The sequence below is a fragment of the Ruegeria sp. YTSA144 genome (genome assembly GCF_059610125.1).
In genome coordinates, this window is sequence record NZ_JBXWNA010000003.1 from 277,821 (window position 1) to 294,762 (window position 16,942).

16 protein-coding genes are annotated in these 16,942 nt (G+C 56.3%); 10 read left to right on the forward strand and 6 right to left on the reverse strand.

Going from position 1 to position 16,942, the window contains the following annotated elements:
- The first annotated feature begins 89 nt into the window (after positions 1–89).
- Entirely contained in the window at positions 90–932 is an 843-nt protein-coding gene (locus tag AC2FF8_RS10155; RefSeq protein ID WP_171168415.1) for a LysR family transcriptional regulator, read from the forward strand.
- 33 nt (positions 933–965) lie between these two features.
- On the opposite strand, the gene AC2FF8_RS10160 is transcribed toward AC2FF8_RS10155, so the two are convergent.
- Entirely contained in the window at positions 966–2,150 is a 1,185-nt protein-coding gene (locus tag AC2FF8_RS10160; RefSeq protein WP_496879605.1) for a M24 family metallopeptidase, read from the reverse strand.
- A 194-nt stretch (positions 2,151–2,344) separates the two neighbouring features.
- Here AC2FF8_RS10160 and AC2FF8_RS10165 point away from each other — a divergent pair, with 194 nt between their 5' ends.
- From AC2FF8_RS10165 to AC2FF8_RS10195, 7 genes are all read left to right on the forward strand, one after another.
- A complete protein-coding gene (locus AC2FF8_RS10165; protein ID WP_496879606.1) occupies positions 2,345–3,490 on the forward strand; it encodes a M24 family metallopeptidase in 1,146 nt (381 codons plus the stop codon).
- Positions 3,487–4,197 carry a maleate cis-trans isomerase family protein gene (locus AC2FF8_RS10170; RefSeq protein WP_496879607.1) on the forward strand — a complete coding sequence of 237 codons (711 nt, stop codon included), beginning with the start codon at positions 3,487–3,489 and terminating at the stop codon, positions 4,195–4,197. The genes AC2FF8_RS10165 and AC2FF8_RS10170 overlap by 4 nt, the downstream gene beginning before the upstream one ends.
- A 137-nt stretch (positions 4,198–4,334) precedes the next feature.
- A complete protein-coding gene (locus AC2FF8_RS10175; RefSeq protein ID WP_425078164.1) occupies positions 4,335–5,435 on the forward strand; it encodes an ABC transporter ATP-binding protein in 1,101 nt (366 codons plus the stop codon).
- Positions 5,436–5,538: 103 nt separating this feature from the next.
- Positions 5,539–6,630, forward strand: coding sequence for an extracellular solute-binding protein (locus AC2FF8_RS10180; RefSeq protein WP_171204651.1), 1,092 nt, complete (start codon positions 5,539–5,541; stop codon positions 6,628–6,630).
- Positions 6,631–6,700: 70 nt separating this feature from the next.
- A complete protein-coding gene (locus AC2FF8_RS10185; RefSeq protein WP_171204652.1) occupies positions 6,701–7,975 on the forward strand; it encodes an ABC transporter permease in 1,275 nt (424 codons plus the stop codon).
- A gap of 5 nt (positions 7,976–7,980) precedes the next feature.
- Entirely contained in the window at positions 7,981–9,192 is a 1,212-nt protein-coding gene (locus AC2FF8_RS10190; RefSeq protein ID WP_257600611.1) for an ABC transporter permease, read from the forward strand.
- A gap of 162 nt (positions 9,193–9,354) precedes the next feature.
- Positions 9,355–10,575, forward strand: coding sequence for an aminopeptidase P family protein (locus AC2FF8_RS10195; protein WP_496879608.1), 1,221 nt, complete (start codon positions 9,355–9,357; stop codon positions 10,573–10,575).
- A 34-nt stretch (positions 10,576–10,609) separates the two neighbouring features.
- On the opposite strand, the gene speB is transcribed toward AC2FF8_RS10195, so the two are convergent.
- Positions 10,610–11,584, reverse strand: a complete 975-nt coding sequence (speB, locus tag AC2FF8_RS10200; RefSeq protein WP_496879609.1) for an agmatinase — start codon at positions 11,582–11,584, stop codon at positions 10,610–10,612.
- Between the two features lie 402 nt (positions 11,585–11,986).
- Between speB and AC2FF8_RS10205 the strand changes: the two genes are divergently transcribed.
- Complete coding sequence (locus AC2FF8_RS10205; RefSeq protein ID WP_170344571.1) at positions 11,987–12,355, forward strand: group I truncated hemoglobin; 369 nt, start codon at positions 11,987–11,989, stop codon at positions 12,353–12,355.
- Entirely contained in the window at positions 12,352–13,410 is a 1,059-nt protein-coding gene (locus AC2FF8_RS10210; RefSeq protein ID WP_257600613.1) for an adenylate/guanylate cyclase domain-containing protein, read from the forward strand. The genes AC2FF8_RS10205 and AC2FF8_RS10210 overlap by 4 nt, the downstream gene beginning before the upstream one ends.
- A 5-nt stretch (positions 13,411–13,415) precedes the next feature.
- Here the strand turns inward: AC2FF8_RS10210 and AC2FF8_RS10215 are convergent, their stop codons facing one another.
- The 4 genes from AC2FF8_RS10215 to metA form a co-directional block, all read right to left on the reverse strand.
- Positions 13,416–14,030, reverse strand: coding sequence for a TetR/AcrR family transcriptional regulator (locus AC2FF8_RS10215; RefSeq protein ID WP_170344749.1), 615 nt, complete (start codon positions 14,028–14,030; stop codon positions 13,416–13,418).
- Positions 14,031–14,143: 113 nt separating this feature from the next.
- Entirely contained in the window at positions 14,144–15,013 is an 870-nt protein-coding gene (gene ppk2 / locus AC2FF8_RS10220; protein ID WP_496879610.1) for a polyphosphate kinase 2, read from the reverse strand.
- A gap of 49 nt (positions 15,014–15,062) precedes the next feature.
- Positions 15,063–16,016 carry an alpha/beta fold hydrolase gene (locus AC2FF8_RS10225; RefSeq protein WP_496879611.1) on the reverse strand — a complete coding sequence of 318 codons (954 nt, stop codon included), beginning with the start codon at positions 16,014–16,016 and terminating at the stop codon, positions 15,063–15,065.
- Positions 16,006–16,923, reverse strand: a complete 918-nt coding sequence (gene metA, locus AC2FF8_RS10230; RefSeq protein WP_496879612.1) for a homoserine O-acetyltransferase MetA — start codon at positions 16,921–16,923, stop codon at positions 16,006–16,008. The genes AC2FF8_RS10225 and metA overlap by 11 nt, the downstream gene beginning before the upstream one ends.
- Positions 16,924–16,942: the final 19 nt, after the last annotated feature.

The following is a 16,942-nucleotide window of genomic DNA, read 5'->3' on the forward strand; positions in this document are numbered from 1 at the left end:
GCTGGGAGAAGGTAGAAACGGGTGTGGTTTTTGACAAATGATTGAATTATGTGCTTTCGCATTAGAAAGATTAATGGCTAACTTGATCAATGGGAAAATCACTTCCACCGCTGACCTGGTTCCGATCCTTCGAGGCAGCAGCCCGGACCCTGAGTTTTACTGCGGCTGCCGAGGAAATCGGCCTGACCCAATCGGCCGTCAGTCAGCAGGTGAAATCCCTTGAGATGCGTCTGGGGACAGCACTTTTTGTAAGGCATCCGCGCAGTTTGGCCCTGACGGATGCCGGGCGAAAACTGTTGCCCGAAGTCGGCAGCGCGCTTGAGGCACTTGCCGCCGCCGCCGGAAGGGCCGACGCAAGCGCACCAGGAGATGTCCTGACGGTGGCCACATCTGTCAGCGTCGCGCAATGGGTCATCGCCCCAAACCTCGCGGACTTCACCGCACGCAATCCAGAGATCAGCGTGCGGCTGCTCAGTGCAATCTGGCCTGACGATTTTCACGCGTCGCAAGCTGATGTTCAGGTCAGGTTCGGGTCAGAGAAACAAGTGGGCAGGGGGGCCGAGCGCCTGAGACCTGACAGGCTTGTCGCTGTCAAGGCGCCGACGCTTGCCGGGGATCCGTTTGACCTTCCCCTGATAGAAGCAGTCGGCACGTCCAGTGGATGGAAGACGTGGCTCGACAAGCAGGGCGTGCAACGGCAGCCTGCTGTTTTCGTCGATACGTTCGGCATGGCGCTTCATTTGGCCGTTCATGGCAGCGGGGTTGCCCTGATCAGCGAGTTTCTAGCGAAACATGCGATGGCAACCGGTCTTGTCGAAAGCGCACATGACAGCACTGTCGAATGCAACGAAGGGTATTATCTTTCCGCCGACGCCAGCAATCCGGCGGCCGCATTGTTTCGTGACTGGTTGATTGAACAGATACGGGTTTGATCCGGCGCGGGCCTGCAATCGTTCGTGCACCTGTCAGGGCTTGACGAATATTTTGCGTGGTCGTTTGCACAGACACTCTGCGGGGCCGTTTTCCTTGATCAGGATGGTCTCGGTGATCGCAAGCCCCCAATCATCCATCCATAGCCCGGGCATAAAGTGAAATGTCATGCCAGCTTCGAGGATGGTATTGTCTTCGTCCCGCAACGAGATCGTGCGCTCGCCCCAGTCCGGAGGATAGCTGAGGCCGACAGGATAGCCGCAGCGGGCACCGCGTTCGATCCCTGCACGTTCGAGAGGCGCCGCCAGCGCTTTGGCGATATCTTTTGCGCGATTGCCGGGGCGCGCAGCCTCCAGACCCGCTTCCAACCCCTCGACCAAGGCCGCCTCGGCCCTTCTAAGATGATCAGGCGGTTGACCCAGAAATACCGACCGGCAGAACGGAGCATGATATCGGCGATAGCAGCCGGACAACTCAAAGAAGGTGCATTCGCCCGATTTGAACACATCTCCATTCCAGGTCAGATGCGGCGCGGCGGCGTCTGAGCCGGACGGCAAAAGTGGTACGATGGCCGCGTAATCCCCCCAGTCATCCCCGACGCCCGTTATCGCGTCATGGTATATCTGTGCGACCAGCTCGTTCTTGCGCAGGCCGGGTTCAACGCGTTCAAGCACGCCGTCAGTCACAAACTCTGAAATTCGGGCCGCCTTGCGCATCAGGGCGATTTCTTCGTTGGATTTCACGACCCGTTGCCAGTTGACCAAGGCCGTTGCATCCATCAGCGTCGCCTCGGGCAGTTCCGTTGTCAGTGTAATATGGGCTTTGGCCGAGTAGTAATAATTGTCCAGCTCCACCCCAATTCGGCTGCGGCCGTGTCCGCAGTCCGCAATAAGCTGGGCCAGATCCTGCATAGGATGCCGCGTGGTCGACTGCACAAAGTGATCGGCGTATCCGAAAACCCGATCGTCCCCCATCCACACCGTGCGCAGCGCACCGTTTGCATCCTGCCGGCGCCCCCACCAGATCGGGTCCGCGTCAAGAAAGATCAAGACACCCTGGTGAACGTAAAAAGACCAGCCCTCATACCCGGTGAGCCATCCGATGTTCGAAGGGTCTTCGACAAAAAGGCAGTCAATTCCTTTTGCGGCCATCGCCTTTCGGGTCTTGGCAAGACGACGATCATATTCCGCCCGGCTGAAGGCTGGATCAGAGTGGGTCATTGGCGCCTCCGGTCAACATTAGACTTTGGTTGACAGAACCCTACCGATCCGCTCACGTCAACGAGCGATAATTCGGGGGGCTGCATGAAAACCGATATCAATTCACATCGAACGGGCCGAAAGACCGGGCCATTCAGGCTGCGACGTTTCAACGGTTCAGCCCGCATGCGACGCATCACCGCTGAGGTCGCAGGATGAGAGGGTTCGAGCCAGCAGAACTTGCCGCGCGTACCGAACGCGCACAGGTGTTGATGAATGCCGCGGGCCTGTCGGCGCTGCTGCTGACCACGGAAACCGATGTGCGCTACTTTACCGGATACCTGACCAGATTCTGGGAAAGCCCGACCCGCCCTTGGTTCCTGATCCTGCCTGCGGCTGGCAAACCGGTCGCGGTCATCCCCTCGATCGGCGCCTCATTGATGGGGCAAACCTGGATCGACGACATCCGAACGTGGATCTCACCTGACCTTCAGGATGACGGCGTCTCGCTTTTGACGGATGCTCTGACGGAACTGACGCCCCCCAAAGGTCGTATCGGAATGCCGGATGGGCACGAGGCGCACGCGCGTATGCCGCTGTCGGACATTGAACGCCTGCGAAACAGTCTCGGTTCGCGTTGCATCACCGGAGATCAGGGTATTTTGCGCCAGCTTCGCATGGTCAAATCCGGTGCAGAAATCACCAAGATCGAAACTGCATGCGCCATAGCTGGTCGCGCGTTCGCGCGCGTTCCCGAGATTGCACGGGTCGGCGTGCCTTTGGATGAAGTATTTCGCGGTTTCCAGATACTGTGTCTGGAAGAGGGTGCCGACTGGGTGCCGTATCTCGCAGGTGGGGCAGAGCAGGGCGGTTATTCTGACGTGATTTCGCCGGCGTCTTCGTCCCCCTTGAAAGATGGCGATGTACTGATGCTTGATACCGGCTTGGTCTGGGATGGTTACTTCAGTGACTTCGATCGCAACTGGTCGGTTGGCCCAGCAAGTCCCGACGTGAAATCTGCTTATGCCAGGCTGATAGACGCGTCAGATGCTGCATTCGAAATCGCCCGGCCCGGCGCAACGGCCGCAGAGTTGTTTCATGCCATGAACACGGTGCTGACCAAGGCATCCGAAGGCACGGATGCCGGTCGGCTGGGGCACGGGTTGGGCATGTCCTTGACTGAATGGCCGTCCCTCATCCCGACGGACCAGACCGTTCTTGAGCCTGGCATGGTGCTGACCCTGGAGCCGGGTATTGCGGTTGGTGACAAGATATTGGTTCACGAAGAAAACATCGTCGTAACAGACAAAGCCCCGCGCTTTATCAGCCCGCGTATCGGGCCGGAGATGATCGAGCTATGACCTACGTGCCTTACACGCTTGACGAAGACGACCCGCAAACCCCGCCGCTTGGATTGATCGTACTTCAGGTCGACGAGACGATTGAGCCGGAATTCAGCGCGTTTTTCTCGGACCGGAAAAACCCGTTGTTTGTAACACGGATACCCAGCGGCATCGAAGTGACACCAGAAAGCCTGGCCGAGATGGAAGGGGCCCTGCCGGCAGCGGCAAGATTGTTGCCCAGCGCGCGTCCTTTCCGGGTGGTGGGTTATGGCTGCACGTCGGCAAGTTCCGTCATTGGATCAGAGCGTGTGGAGGAACTTGTCAAACAGTCGTGCAATACAAAAGAGGTAACAAACCCTTTGCGCGCGGCTACGGCCTGCGCCGCGGATCTTGGCGTGTCCAAGTTTGCGCTTCTGTCGCCTTATGTCGAAGAGGTCAACGCACCGCTGCGAGCCGCGTTTTCGGAAAACGGGATAACCATGGATGTTTTCGGGACATTCGGGCAGGCCGAAGAGGCAAAGGTTGCTCGGATTTCGGTGCAGTCCGTGATCGAAGCCGCGACGAAACTGGGATCTGATCCATCGGTGGAAGCGGTTTTCATTAGCTGCACCAATCTGCGCACGATTGAAGCCATCCCCGAGATTCGCAAGCGGATTGGCAAGCCTGTTCTTTCAAGTAATCAAAGCCTTGCATGGCATATGTGCCGCCTCAATCTTGCTGAGTGAAGCAGCAAATATGACATGAAAATTCGTAATTGCGTCATCTATTGTTGCCAAGTGCCCTCTGCATGGTCTTAACTGCTGACTACAGATCAATGAAATCCGCAACTCTCGGATAATCATTTGACGCAACAGGGGGTCTTGTGACCGACACAAATACCGATGCCGCGTTTGTTGAGTTTCAACGCGTACAAAAATCTTATGATGGCGAGAATCTCGTTGTCAAAGATCTCAACCTTGCAATGCCAAAAGGCGAATTCCTGACCATGCTCGGGCCGTCCGGGTCTGGAAAGACAACCTGCCTGATGATGCTTGCCGGATTCGAAACCGCGACCCATGGCGAAATTCTTCTTGATGGGAAACCCATCAATAATATCCCGCCGCACAAGCGCGGGATTGGCATGGTTTTTCAGAACTATGCACTATTTCCACACATGACGGTGGCCGAAAACCTTTCGTTCCCTTTGGAGGTCCGCAAATTGGGCAAGTCTGAACGGGAGGAAAAGGTTCAACGTGCTCTGGACATGGTTCAGATGGGTGCGTTTGGTGGGCGACGTCCGGCTCAGTTGTCCGGCGGTCAACAACAGCGAATAGCCTTGGCGCGCGCTTTGGTTTTTGAACCCGAACTGGTGTTGATGGACGAACCTCTGGGCGCTTTGGACAAACAACTGCGTGAGCATATGCAGTTCGAAATCACGCGTCTCGCGCATGAGCTGGGGATTACCACGGTCTATGTAACGCATGACCAGACCGAAGCATTGACCATGTCGGATCGTGTTGCCGTGTTCGACGATGGCCGCATTCAGCAGCTTGCACCGCCCGATCAGCTCTATGAAGAACCCGAAAACAGCTTCGTTGCGCAGTTCATCGGGGAAAACAACACAATGGAAGGCGTCATCAAGACGATCGATGGCGATACATGCCTCGTCCAGCTGGATGATGGCTCGGAAATTGACGCTGTTCCGATCAATGTTCGCGAACCCGGCGAACGGACAAAAGTATCGATCCGGCCCGAGCGGGTAGAATTCAACAAGGATCGCCTGCACGCCGATGCACATACGCTGAAGGCAACCGTCAAGGAATTCATTTACATGGGTGACGTGTTCCGTTTCCGCATGTCCGTTGCCGGAAATGATGAGTTCATCGTCAAGACCCGGAACGCGCCAGACGCAATCCGCCTGTCCCCGGGGCAGGAGATCGAGATCGGCTGGCTGGCTCAGGATTGTCGTGCGCTCGACGCATAGGCCAAGTCGCGCGGAACAAGCGCGACCTCACTGAGGGACCGGCTGGTGAAAACCCGTGCATCAGCCGACCACACACATAAACGGGAAAAACTGGGAGCAATTCATGAAGACAACCAAAACATTGTTGACAGCAGCGGCACTTGGGGCAGTTGCTGGGGGTGCATTCGCAGAGGAAATGACGATCGTTTCCTGGGGCGGCGCTTATTCCAAATCGCAGCTTAAGGCGTATCACGAGCCCTATTCGGAAAAGACAGGTGTCACCATCCTGAATGATGACAGCTCGGCCGAAGCAGTTGCGAAACTGCGCGCGATGAACGAAGCCGGCAACATCACCTGGGATGTGGTTGATGTTGTGGCCGCAGACGCAATTCGTCTGTGTGACGAAGGTCTTGCCCTGGAAATCGACTTTGACACCCAGCTTGCGCCGGCGCCGGATGGCACACCTGCCTCCGAAGATTTCGGCGACCTTTTGGTCAGCGACTGTTTTATCCCGCAGATCGTGTATTCAACCACCTTCGGGTACCGCACCGATCTGGTCGGAGACACTCCGCCCAGCGATGTCTGCGCCGTATTTGACCTGGAAGCCTATCCGGGCAAGCGTTCGCTTGAAAAGCGTGCGATCAACAACATGGAATGGGCCCTGTTGTGCGACGGCGTCGCAAAGGACGATGTCTATGACGTTCTGGCCACTCCGGAAGGACAGGATCAGGCGCTTGCCAAGCTCGACACGATCAAAGACAGCGTAGTCTGGTGGTCCGCTGGTGCGGATACACCGCAACTTCTGGCTGATGGCGAGATCGTCATGGGTTCGACCTATAACGGTCGTCTGTTCAGCGTGATCGAAGAGCAGAAGCAGCCCGTTGCCATGTTGTGGGACGCGCAAATCTTTGACCTGGACGGTTGGATCATCCCTGCTGGTCTGAGCGAAGAGCGTCAGCAGCGCGCGCTGGACTATATCATGTTCGCGACCGATACCCAGCGTCTGGCGGATCAGGCCAAGTACATCTCGTACGGTCCGGCCCGTGCATCGTCGGCTCCGCTGGTGGGTAAGCATGCCGAATTGGGTATCGATATGGCGCCCCATATGCCAACCGATCCGGAAAACGCCAAGAACACGTTCCTTTACAACTACGAGTTCTGGGCGGATTACCGCGACGACATCGAAGCCAAGTTCCAAGCTTGGTTGGCGCAATAAGCGCGCGTTTTCATGAAAAAGTCGAGGGCGGCGCGCCGCCCTCAGACTCAAGCAGAGCCAAGGGGCACAGATGACTGACGCAAGCCAAAATGCAGGGCCGATGCTGGCAGCGGACGGAACGCCGCTCAAGCAATCGCTGGCACGCTCACTGCGGCGGCAGAAATTGCGGGCGTTGATGCTCGTCGCTCCGCTTCTGCTGTTCGTCATGTTTTCCTTCATCGTGCCGATTGCGTCGATGCTGTTTCGTTCGGTGGAAAACAGCATGGTGTCGGAAACCCTTCCACTTACTGTGGAAGCTCTGAAGGGTTGGGATGCTCAAAGCGGCGAGCTTCCGGATGAAGCGGTTTACGATGCTTTCGTTCGCGATATGGTCGTTGCGGTCGAAAACAAAGAACACACTCGCCTTGGTTCGCGTCTGAACTATGAAGAAACAGGTATGTCTTCGCTGTTCCGCAAATCCGGGCGTCAGATCAAAAAACTGGATCCTGAAACGGATGGGCCTTTCAAGGAAAAGTTGATCGAGATTCACGAAGGATGGGGAGATCCGCAAACCTGGCGCGTGATCAAGACCCACTCACCGGCGATTACCAATGGCTACTTCCTGAATGCCGTCGATATGCGCAGAACCCCGGAAGGCGCGCAGGCCCAACCCGAAGACAAGCGGATCCTGATCAAGCTTTTCGGACGTACTCTGTTCATGTCGCTCGTGATAACGGGCGCTTGTATCCTGCTTGCTTACCCTGTCAGTTATCTGTTGGCGACACTTCCGATGCGGGTGTCGAACCTGTTGATGATACTGGTCCTTTTGCCCTTCTGGACGTCTCTTCTGGTGCGAACGTCCGCGTGGAAGGTCATGTTGCAGCAACAGGGGGTTATTAACGATACCCTCGTTTGGCTGGGGCTGGTCGCTGATGATGCCCGGCTGATCATAATCAACAACCAGATCGGCACCATCATAGCGATGACGCATATCCTTTTGCCGTTCATGATCCTGCCAATGTATTCGGTGATGCAGACCATTCCGCCATCTTATACGCGTGCGGCCAAATCCATGGGCGCGACGAACTGGACGACATTCTGGCGTATCTATTTCCCGCAATCCGTGCCCGGGATCGGGGCCGGTTCGATCCTCGTGTTCATTCTGGCAATTGGGTACTACATCACGCCCGAGATCGTGGGCGGCACCAAGGGTGTCTTCATCTCGAACCGGATCGCCTATCACATTTCGTCCTCACTTAACTGGGGGCTGGCCGCGGCCTTGGGTACGATCCTTCTGGCGGTCGTGCTGCTGCTCTACTGGGTCTACGACAAGATCGTGGGCATCGATAACGTAAAGTTGGGATAATCAAGATGGCCGCACTGACACCGATATCCCGCAAACCCATGTCCATGGTTCTGCCCAGTGTCGCACTTGCCGGGGCATTTGCCGGTATTTTCGTCGGGGCCGGAAATGGTTCGGTCCTTCTGGGCATACTGGCCGGAGCCGTCCTGATTGCGGGGCTGGCTTGGGTCTACATAAACATCGTGAAGAACGAAAACCTCGCACGCTGGATCAATATCATCGGGTTCGGTGTCGTGGGGTTCATAGTGGCCGGGCTGATGGGTGGTGTATTGGGGCTGCTCGGCGGCTGGTTTTTTGCCTGGTTTATCTTCTGGTTGTATGAGGGGCGGTATCGGCGCAAGTTGCTGCCATACCTCACGGCACAACAGGTTTTCTATCACTACCTGTTTCGCGTGATCTGTGGTGCGATCTTCGTCTTCCTGATCACACCGATCCTTGTGGTGTTGCCGCTGTCTTTCAACGCAGAGGATTTCTTTACATTCACCCCCGAGATGCTGCGGCTGGATCCGGAAGGCTATTCGCTGAAGCATTACCGAGATTTCTTCACCAACAACGAATGGCAGCGCAGCTTCAAGAACTCGCTGATCATCGCGCCGATTGCGACGGTTATTTCGGTAACGTTGGGAACGCTGGCCGCCATTGGGCTCAGCCAGTCTCACGTTCCCGGGCGCCGTGCGATCATGGGGATCCTGATATCGCCGATGATTGTTCCGCTGATCATCTCGGCGACGGGCATGTTCTTTTTCTACAGTGATATCGGGCGCTTCCTCGAAGGTACGCTGGGCATGAACAAGAACTTCGTAGGTTATCTGAAAGTCATCCTGGCCCACGCGGTTCTGGGTATTCCCTTTGTGATCATTACCGTGACGGCGACCCTGGTGGGCTTTGATCGATCTCTGACCCGGGCGGCGGCCAATATGGGCGCGGGACCGGTGCGAACCTTCTTCAAGATTCAGATGCCGTTGATCCTGCCGGGTGTGATATCTGGCGGTCTCTTTGCCTTTATCACATCATTCGACGAAGTGGTCGTGGTGCTGTTTGTAGGCTCTGCCAGCCAAAAGACGTTGCCGTGGCAGATGTTCACCGGCCTGCGGGAGCAGATCAGTCCAACCATTCTTGCGGTTGCGACAATCCTTGTGGTCCTGTCCATTGCTTTGCTGACGACCGTCGAACTGTTGCGGCGTCGGTCCGAACGTCTGCGGGGTCTTTCGCCCGCTTGACGCAGCAAACCGTCTGATCTAACGATTCACCTGTTCATCTCCGCTGCGATGGCGTCGCGGCGACTACGGAGGTGATCGGCTCTCGGACCCCGAGACCGCCTGTCCTGAACGCCGGGACATGTGGCCGGGAAATGCACGCCCGGCATAGATGAGAGACCAAGGATGACTGACATTTCTAACCGCCCTCAGTTCTTCACCTGCCACAATGGTGAAAAGGCCCCGTTGCCGTTCAGCAAAGCCGAGTATGACCGCCGTCTTGGCAAACTGCGCGCCATCATGGCCCAGCGGGATGTCCCGGTGGTGCTGCTGACGTCGATGCAGAATATCGCCTATTACTCTGGCTTTCTGTATTGTGCGTTCGGGCGCCCCTATGGCTGTGTTGTGACCCAGGACAGTTGCACCACCGTGTCCGCCAATATTGATGCCGGGCAACCCTGGCGCCGGTCGGTTGAAGACAACGTGATTTATACCGACTGGAAGCGCGACAACTACTGGCGTGCAGTTGCGAGCCTGATCGGGAACGCAAAGCGGATCGGCATCGAAGGCGACCACATGACGCTTGCGGCGCGCGACACGGCGCTGAACATGCTGGGTGAGCCTGAGTTGGTTGACATCGCGGCCGACACCATGGCCGCGCGGATGATCAAATCCGCTGAAGAAATCGAATTAATCAAAGGCGGTGCCCGTACTGCCGATGTGGGTGGTGCTGCGATCCATGCCGCAATCCGCGAAGGCGCAACCGAAATCGAAATTGCGATGGCCGGCCGAGACGCGATGGAAGTGGAAATCGCGCGGGCCTACCCGGAAGCCGAATACCGTGACACCTGGGTTTGGTTTCAATCGGGTTTGAACACCGACGGCGCCCATAATCCGGTCACCAAACGCGCGTTGCAAAAAGGCGATATCCTGTCACTGAACACCTTTCCGATGATTTCCGGCTATTACACCGCCCTGGAACGGACCCTGTTCCTGGGCGAGCCGGATGCCGACAGTCTGCGCCTGTGGAAGGCCAATGTGGCCGCACATGAACTTGGCCTGAGCCTGATCAAACCCGGTGCCACCTGTTCCGGTATCACCGCCGAGATCAACCGGTTCTTTGCCGACGAAGGCCTGCTGCAATATCGGTCCTTCGGCTATGGCCACTCGTTTGGTGTTCTGAGCCACTATTATGGTCGCGAGGCCGGTCTGGAACTCCGCGAAGACATCGACACAGTGCTGGAACCCGGCATGGTGGTCTCGATCGAGCCGATGCTGTGGATCCCTGAAGGCCAGCCCGGTGCGGGCGGCTACAGGGAACACGATATTCTGGTTGTGGGTGAAGACGGAGCCGAAAACATCACCGGATTCCCCTACGGACCGGGGCACAACATTATCGGCGCCTGATGCTTTGGGGTGGAGCTTTGGCTCCACCCGCTTATCACGTGCGCCGAGCTCGTTCGTGAAATATGAAACCCAGAAAATTCAGCAGAAGCTGCGCCGCCAGAATCTGAGTGCTTTCGGTGGGATCGTAGGCAGGAGCCACCTCGACAAGATCGATGCCGACCACGTCCCCTCTTTTCGCCAGCCCCTGAAGAATCTCCAGAACGTCATAGTACAGAAACCCTCCGTGGCTTGGAGTTCCGGTTCCTGGTGCGATCGAGGGACAGAACGCATCGATATCAATAGTCACGTAGTACCGTTTTCCCTCGGGTATGCGGTCAAGAACAGCCTGTGTTCCCAATCTGCGAACCTGCCGTACCGACAGGATATCCGATCCGCGCGCACGCGCGTCGTCATACCCTTCCTTGGACGTGGACGAAACGTTCCGAATACCCAACTGGGTCATCCCCGAAACATAGTCTTTTTCTATCGCGCGGCGCATGGGGTTTCCGTGCCCGCTGGTGACGCCATGACGTTCATCGACAAAGTCCAAATGCGCATCGATTTGAACGACATGTATCGGTCCGTTTTCGGCGCAGTTGCTTTCAAATGCGGAAATGCAGGGGATGTTGACCGAGTGATCACCGCCAATCACCAGCGGAAGTGCCCCGGCCTCCAGGATCTTTCGCACACCAAAGGCTATGTTCTCGTGGCTCGCCTCGGTCTTGGTGTGGACAATATCCGCATCCCCCAGGTCGACGATCCGAACCGAGCTTTCCAGATAGGTTGCGTCATCCTCATGATCATAGGCGCCGGCATGGCCAAAACTGAAAAGGGTCGATGCCTCTCGAACGGCCCGAGGACCAAAACGGGCGCCGGGGCGCCACTGCGTTCCAAAGTCGAACGGCGCGCCGAGCACGCAAACATCGGCCTCAATTCCGTCCCAGTTTTCGACGTATGGAGATTTCGCGAAGGTCGATATTCCGACGAAAGGAAGATTCAGGCGCCCGGACGCATATCCATGTTCCTGCACTTTTGGTCCTTTCAATGGTTGTGTCACATCTTCTGCATGTGAACATGAGGACACGCCGTATTGAAACTAAATTCTCTTTGATGGCGGGTTGCTGAGGGTATCAGAGGAAGCTTTCTTCCAGAAGGGCGGGCTGGCGTGCATTCAAAACTGACCCGGCCCAGCCCATCAGAGCGCTTCAAGATCAGTCAAAAGACAATCCCGCTGATGGTTTGCCTTTCCTTCGCTTCCCATCCCCAAAGAACGTATGAAACTTTGTTTCGGTCTCAGTGATGCTCTGGCAGGTTTTCCTGTGCGGAAAGACGGTTTTTGATCCTTCCCGGCCGGAAAATCATAAGCGTTAACAAAAATATCGATTTGATATAGAGTTGTGGGGTTATTGATTGGTAACGCGCGGGTATTCGTGTGGCACAGACACTTTATGAGAAATATGGCGGTTTCAAAACGATCAGCCGGGTCGTGATGACCTTCTATGAAATGGCGCTGGATTCGGATGAGATCGGCCATCATTTCGAAGACATTGATATGCCGCGTTTGATCGACCATCAAACCAAGTTCGTCTCGTCCTTGATTGGCGGGCCCGCATCTTTCAGTGATGACAGGATCGAAGCAGTTCATCGGCATCTGAACATTTCGCACAATGAATTCGACGTCATGGCCGAGCTGTTTGGCGACGCGCTCAGCCAGCATGGTATGTCGGACGGCGACATCAAAACTGCGCTGAACGCGATCGAGGGAAAACGTTCGATCATCGTCGCCCGGAATGCGGCATGAGCATTCTTGCAATAAACGAACAATTGCTGCGTGCGATCGGAGTGGGCGTCGCCGTGGTGCGCGCATCCGACCTGCAATTCGTGTTTTACAACGGGCCTTTCACGGAATGGTTCGGTACTCCTGAAAAGGGCAGCGCCTTGAGCGACGTTCTGTCGGATCTCGACCCCAAGGAACTGGAGGATGTAAAGCAGTCCGGCCTTCGGTACTCGGTCGAATTGCAGATCAAACCAAAGCGAAGGACACTGATCTTTGCGGTCACGGTCTCGCTGGCCAGCGGATTGTCCGAACAGGTGTTGATCGTTGAATGTCAGAACATCACCCGCATTCGCGAGTTGGAAAGCATGATCGACAGCTATTCCACCATGGTCGAGCGAAATACCCGAGAGCTTGAGCGCGAAAAGGAGAGGGTGGAACGGCTGTTGCTGAACCTGATGCCACGAGCGGTGTATGAAGAGTTCAAGACGTTCGGCGTTGTCACACCGCAGCTGTATCAGCAGGTTTCGGTGGTGATGCTGGATTTTGTCGGGTTCACGGATTTTGCGGCCAAGACCGACCCGACAGTCACCTTGAGTGAGTTGAACGACATCTTCACGGCCTTTGACCGGATCGTCGAACAATTCGGGTGTGAGCGGATCAAGACGATTGGCGATGCCTATCTGGCCGTGTCGGGCATGCCCGATCCCACACCGGATCATGCGACCGCCGTGGCGCATTGTGCGGTAAGGTTCCTGCGCTATCTTGAACGCCGCAACGAAAGCCATCCGCACAAGTGGCAGGCCCGGATCGGATTGGGGATGGGGGCGGCGGTCGGATCGGTCGTGGGCATTCAGAAATATGTCTATGACGTGTTTGGCCCTGCCGTGAACATCGCATCCCGGTTGCAGGTCTTTGCCAACCCCATGAACATCGTGGCCCCGGAAGAGATGAAATATGCCCTGATCGACGAGTTTCAGGTCTCGGAGCTTGGGTGCGTTGATATCAAGGGGATGGGTGAGATGGATCTGATCAACGTGACATCGGGCTTGAGTATGCCTCAGGGCAGTCGTTCGTTCTGACCGCGTCACTCATCCTGGGGGATCAAACCCAGACCGCGCAGGTAGATGCCGATACCGCTTTCCAGCAAATCTTCGGGGGGAAAAGGCGAAGTTGCACCGGTGTTTCGGGCATATAGCTCGACGACTCCGTGGCTCATCGCCCAGATATGGGCGCTGAACATCGACGCGGGCGGGCGCTTTTCCGGCGGAATATGCTGGGACAGGTCCGCGGCCGCTTTTTCAAGAACGGACTTCGCCCGATTGGCGGCCAGGGACAATTCGGGCGTGCGGTTCAGGGATATTCCACTTTCGAACATGGCGATGTAATGCCCGGGATTTTTGCGCGCAAAGGCCAGGTAAGCACGCCCCGTTGCTTCAAAAGCCGCAAGGGCTGAAGGCTGTCCCTCGTCATAGGCGTACTGCATCAGGTCTGCGAACATTTCAAACCCCTGCCGTGCGGCTTCGGCGATCAGGTCCTCGCGCCCTTGAAAATGACGGTAGACGGCGGCAGGCGTGACACCGGCAGTTTTTGCGGCCTCGGACAACGTGAAACCGGTTGGGCCCTTGTCTTCGATCAGGGACAAGGCTGCCTCGATCAGGGCTTGCTTCAGGTTTCCGTGGTGATAACCGCGTTTCGTCATCCCGGCCTCAGGTGCATTGATTGGGTGTTGGAAGACAAGGACATAGACCACCGATGCATTGCCGTCCAATACATGCTCGTGATGGCATCAACAGGGCAGGGCAGAGCAGCATTTTATGCCTCCCACACGTCCGGGCCACCGCAGATATGGGCATCAACCTCGCCGATACTCTTCTTGTCCTTCTCATCATAATCCAAGGCATGCAGAACCGTTCGGATGGCCGCAAGGCGTGCGCGTTTTTTGTCGTCAGAACGGACAATTGTCCACGGGCAGGCATCAGAATGCGATCGGGTCAGGGTTTCCGAGATCGACTGCGTGTATTCGTCCCATTTGCTCAGCCCGGCCACGTCGATCGCGCTGAGCTTCCATTGCTTCAAAGGGTCGTTTTCGCGCGCCAGAAAACGGTTCAGTTGTTCTGCACGACCGACATTGAGCCAGAATTTGAAAAAATGGATGCCGTCATTCACCAGGCCCGTTTCAAGTGGCAGGACCTGACGAAAGAACCGCTCACGCTGTTCCTGTGTGCAGAAACCAAAGACATTCTCGACGACGCCTCGGTTGTACCAACTGCGATCAAAGAACACGATCTCTCCTGCGGCGGGCAGATGCGGGATGTAGCGCTGGAAATACCATTGGCTGCGTTCGGCGTCTGACGGCTTGCTGAGAGCCACATTGCGCGCGCCGCGGGGGTTCAGGTTTTCGCGAAACCGCTTGATGGTGCCACCTTTGCCCGCGGCATCGCGGCCTTCGAATATGATGGCAACACGTTGATCGGTTTCCTTGACCCAGGATTGCATTTTGACCAATTCAATCTGAAGCAGGTCCATCTGCTCATCATAATCCTTGGTCTTCAATTTTTCGGAATACGGGTAGGTCGGGTTCAGGATATCGCCCTTTTTCGCGTTTTGAATCTCTTCCCGCACAGATTTGGGCGCGTCTTTCCGAAAATACTTCTCGATTGAGCCTTTTCCTGACCGGGCCATATGTCACCTCGCGATAAAATCCATATCTGACTATGGATTAGAGCGTGGGCTAACGCAAACCCGCGCGCTGCGCCGCGCGATCTATCGCGGCGGCAACTTCGGGTGCTGCGACCACCTGCGGCATATGACCGATACCCGGTAACTCGATCAACTCGGCCCCGGGGATTTGTTCGATCAGACGTTCAGAATGCCATTCAAGACCAACGGTGTCGTCGGCCGTTCCGTGAATGATTTCGGTCGGAACGGAGATCTCGCCATATCTGGGTTGCAGACGGGTAACTTCGTCCAGCAGGTTGGCGCGTTGCTTGGCGTTTGCATGCATCGAGCCACGCCGGATCGTCAGCCCGGGCCCGAAATGTTCGGCATAGCCTTCCGGTGCCGTTTGCGGTGCAAACACCTTGTCCAACGCCTGCGTAACGTACCATTCGGGCACGAAAGAGCTGATCAGGGGCAAGGCCAGCACATTGCCCGCCGTGGTTGACGCAAGCCGGTTGAACCCATCCAAAGGTGTTTCCCATGGGATAGCGGCCGGAGCGATCAGAACCAGAGCCGAGATATTCTCGGGTCGGGTCACGGCCCAGGCCAGCGAGACCGATCCGCCATAACTCTGCCCGGCCACTATGGGCTTTATCGCACCAAGCTGAGCCGCCGCCCGTTGCAGGATATCCGCCTGTTCAATGAGGGTTTCGCCATCCGGATTGAAGCTTTCGGAATAGCCCAGGCCCGGTCGGTCAAAAACGATCACACGGTATGACCTGGCCAGAATGGGGGCCAGCGCGAAGGTCATGTCACGCGTGTTCCCGCTGGATCCATGGATCAGAACAACATCGGGACCGTCCCCCATGACCACGGCGTGCACGGCGATGCCGCCCACATCCAGAATCCGACCTTCGGGGGGGAAAGAAGCCTCGGCCAGCGCTTCGTTCCGGGCGCTGCGCCAGGTTGTCAGTATGACAAGGCCCAGAACGGCCAAGCCAAGGGATATCAGAACTTTAGTGGCCAATTTTCGTTATGTCGAAAGGCGTGGTCTGATAGATTTCGTTGATCCAGTTACCGTACAGCAGATGTGCATGACTGCGCCACCGGTTCTGCGGCGTTTTGGATGGATCATCGTCTGGGTAATAGTTTATCGGCACGTTGATAGGCGTGCCGTTGCTGACGTCACGATCATATTCCTGTTTCAGCGTGTCGCTGTCATATTCGAAGTGATTGAAGATATACAGAGCGCGATGGCCGGGATCTTCGACCAGACAGGGGCCGACATCGTCGCTGCCCAACAGGGTTTTCAAACCGGGTGCACGATCAATTTCATCCTGTTTCATTTCCGTCCATCGGCTGACCGGAATGACGCAGTCATCCGAGAACCCCCGCAGGAACGGAGACGCCGGATCCAGGTTGCGATGCCGGAAACACCCAAAGGCTTTTGCGTCCAGCATGTGCTTTTTGACGCCGTGAAAATGGTTGATCATCGCCATCCCGCCCCAGCACACACCAAAAGTGGAATGTACGTTGGTTTGGGTCCAGTCGAAGATCTCGCAGATTTCATCCCAATAAGTGACATCACCAAATTCCAGATGCTCGATCGGGGCACCGGTGATGATCAGGCCGTCGAACTTCTGATCCTTGATCTCCTGAAACGGGCGATAGAACTCGGACATATGCTCGGCGGCGGTGTTCTTGGTCCGGTGTTCGGTCATTCGGATCAAAGACAGATCGATCTGCAACGGGGTTGCCCCGATCAGACGCGCGAACTGGTTTTCAGTCTGGATTTTCTTGGGCATCAGGTTCAGCAATCCGATGCGCAGCGGGCGGATGTCCTGACGCATTGCCTGATCTTCGTCCATGACCATGACGCCCTCTTTGGTCAGGACGTCAAAAGCAGGCAGTTCCGATGGGATTTTGATGGGCATATGTCAGGCTTCTAAGAGA

Coding starts and splice junctions, on each gene's coding strand:
- AC2FF8_RS10155 (WP_171168415.1), top strand. CDS start 90: ATGGGAAAATCACTTCCACCGCTGACCTGGTTCCGATCCTTCGAGGCA.
- AC2FF8_RS10160 (WP_496879605.1), bottom strand. CDS start 2,150: ATGACCCACTCTGATCCAGCCTTCAGCCGGGCGGAATATGATCGTCGT.
- AC2FF8_RS10165 (WP_496879606.1), top strand. CDS start 2,345: ATGAGAGGGTTCGAGCCAGCAGAACTTGCCGCGCGTACCGAACGCGCA.
- AC2FF8_RS10170 (WP_496879607.1), top strand. CDS start 3,487: ATGACCTACGTGCCTTACACGCTTGACGAAGACGACCCGCAAACCCCG.
- AC2FF8_RS10180 (WP_171204651.1), top strand. CDS start 5,539: ATGAAGACAACCAAAACATTGTTGACAGCAGCGGCACTTGGGGCAGTT.
- AC2FF8_RS10185 (WP_171204652.1), top strand. CDS start 6,701: ATGACTGACGCAAGCCAAAATGCAGGGCCGATGCTGGCAGCGGACGGA.
- AC2FF8_RS10190 (WP_257600611.1), top strand. CDS start 7,981: ATGGCCGCACTGACACCGATATCCCGCAAACCCATGTCCATGGTTCTG.
- AC2FF8_RS10195 (WP_496879608.1), top strand. CDS start 9,355: ATGACTGACATTTCTAACCGCCCTCAGTTCTTCACCTGCCACAATGGT.
- AC2FF8_RS10210 (WP_257600613.1), top strand. CDS start 12,352: ATGAGCATTCTTGCAATAAACGAACAATTGCTGCGTGCGATCGGAGTG.
- AC2FF8_RS10215 (WP_170344749.1), bottom strand. CDS start 14,030: ATGACGAAACGCGGTTATCACCACGGAAACCTGAAGCAAGCCCTGATC.
- ppk2 (WP_496879610.1), bottom strand. CDS start 15,013: ATGGCCCGGTCAGGAAAAGGCTCAATCGAGAAGTATTTTCGGAAAGAC.
- metA (WP_496879612.1), bottom strand. CDS start 16,923: ATGCCCATCAAAATCCCATCGGAACTGCCTGCTTTTGACGTCCTGACC.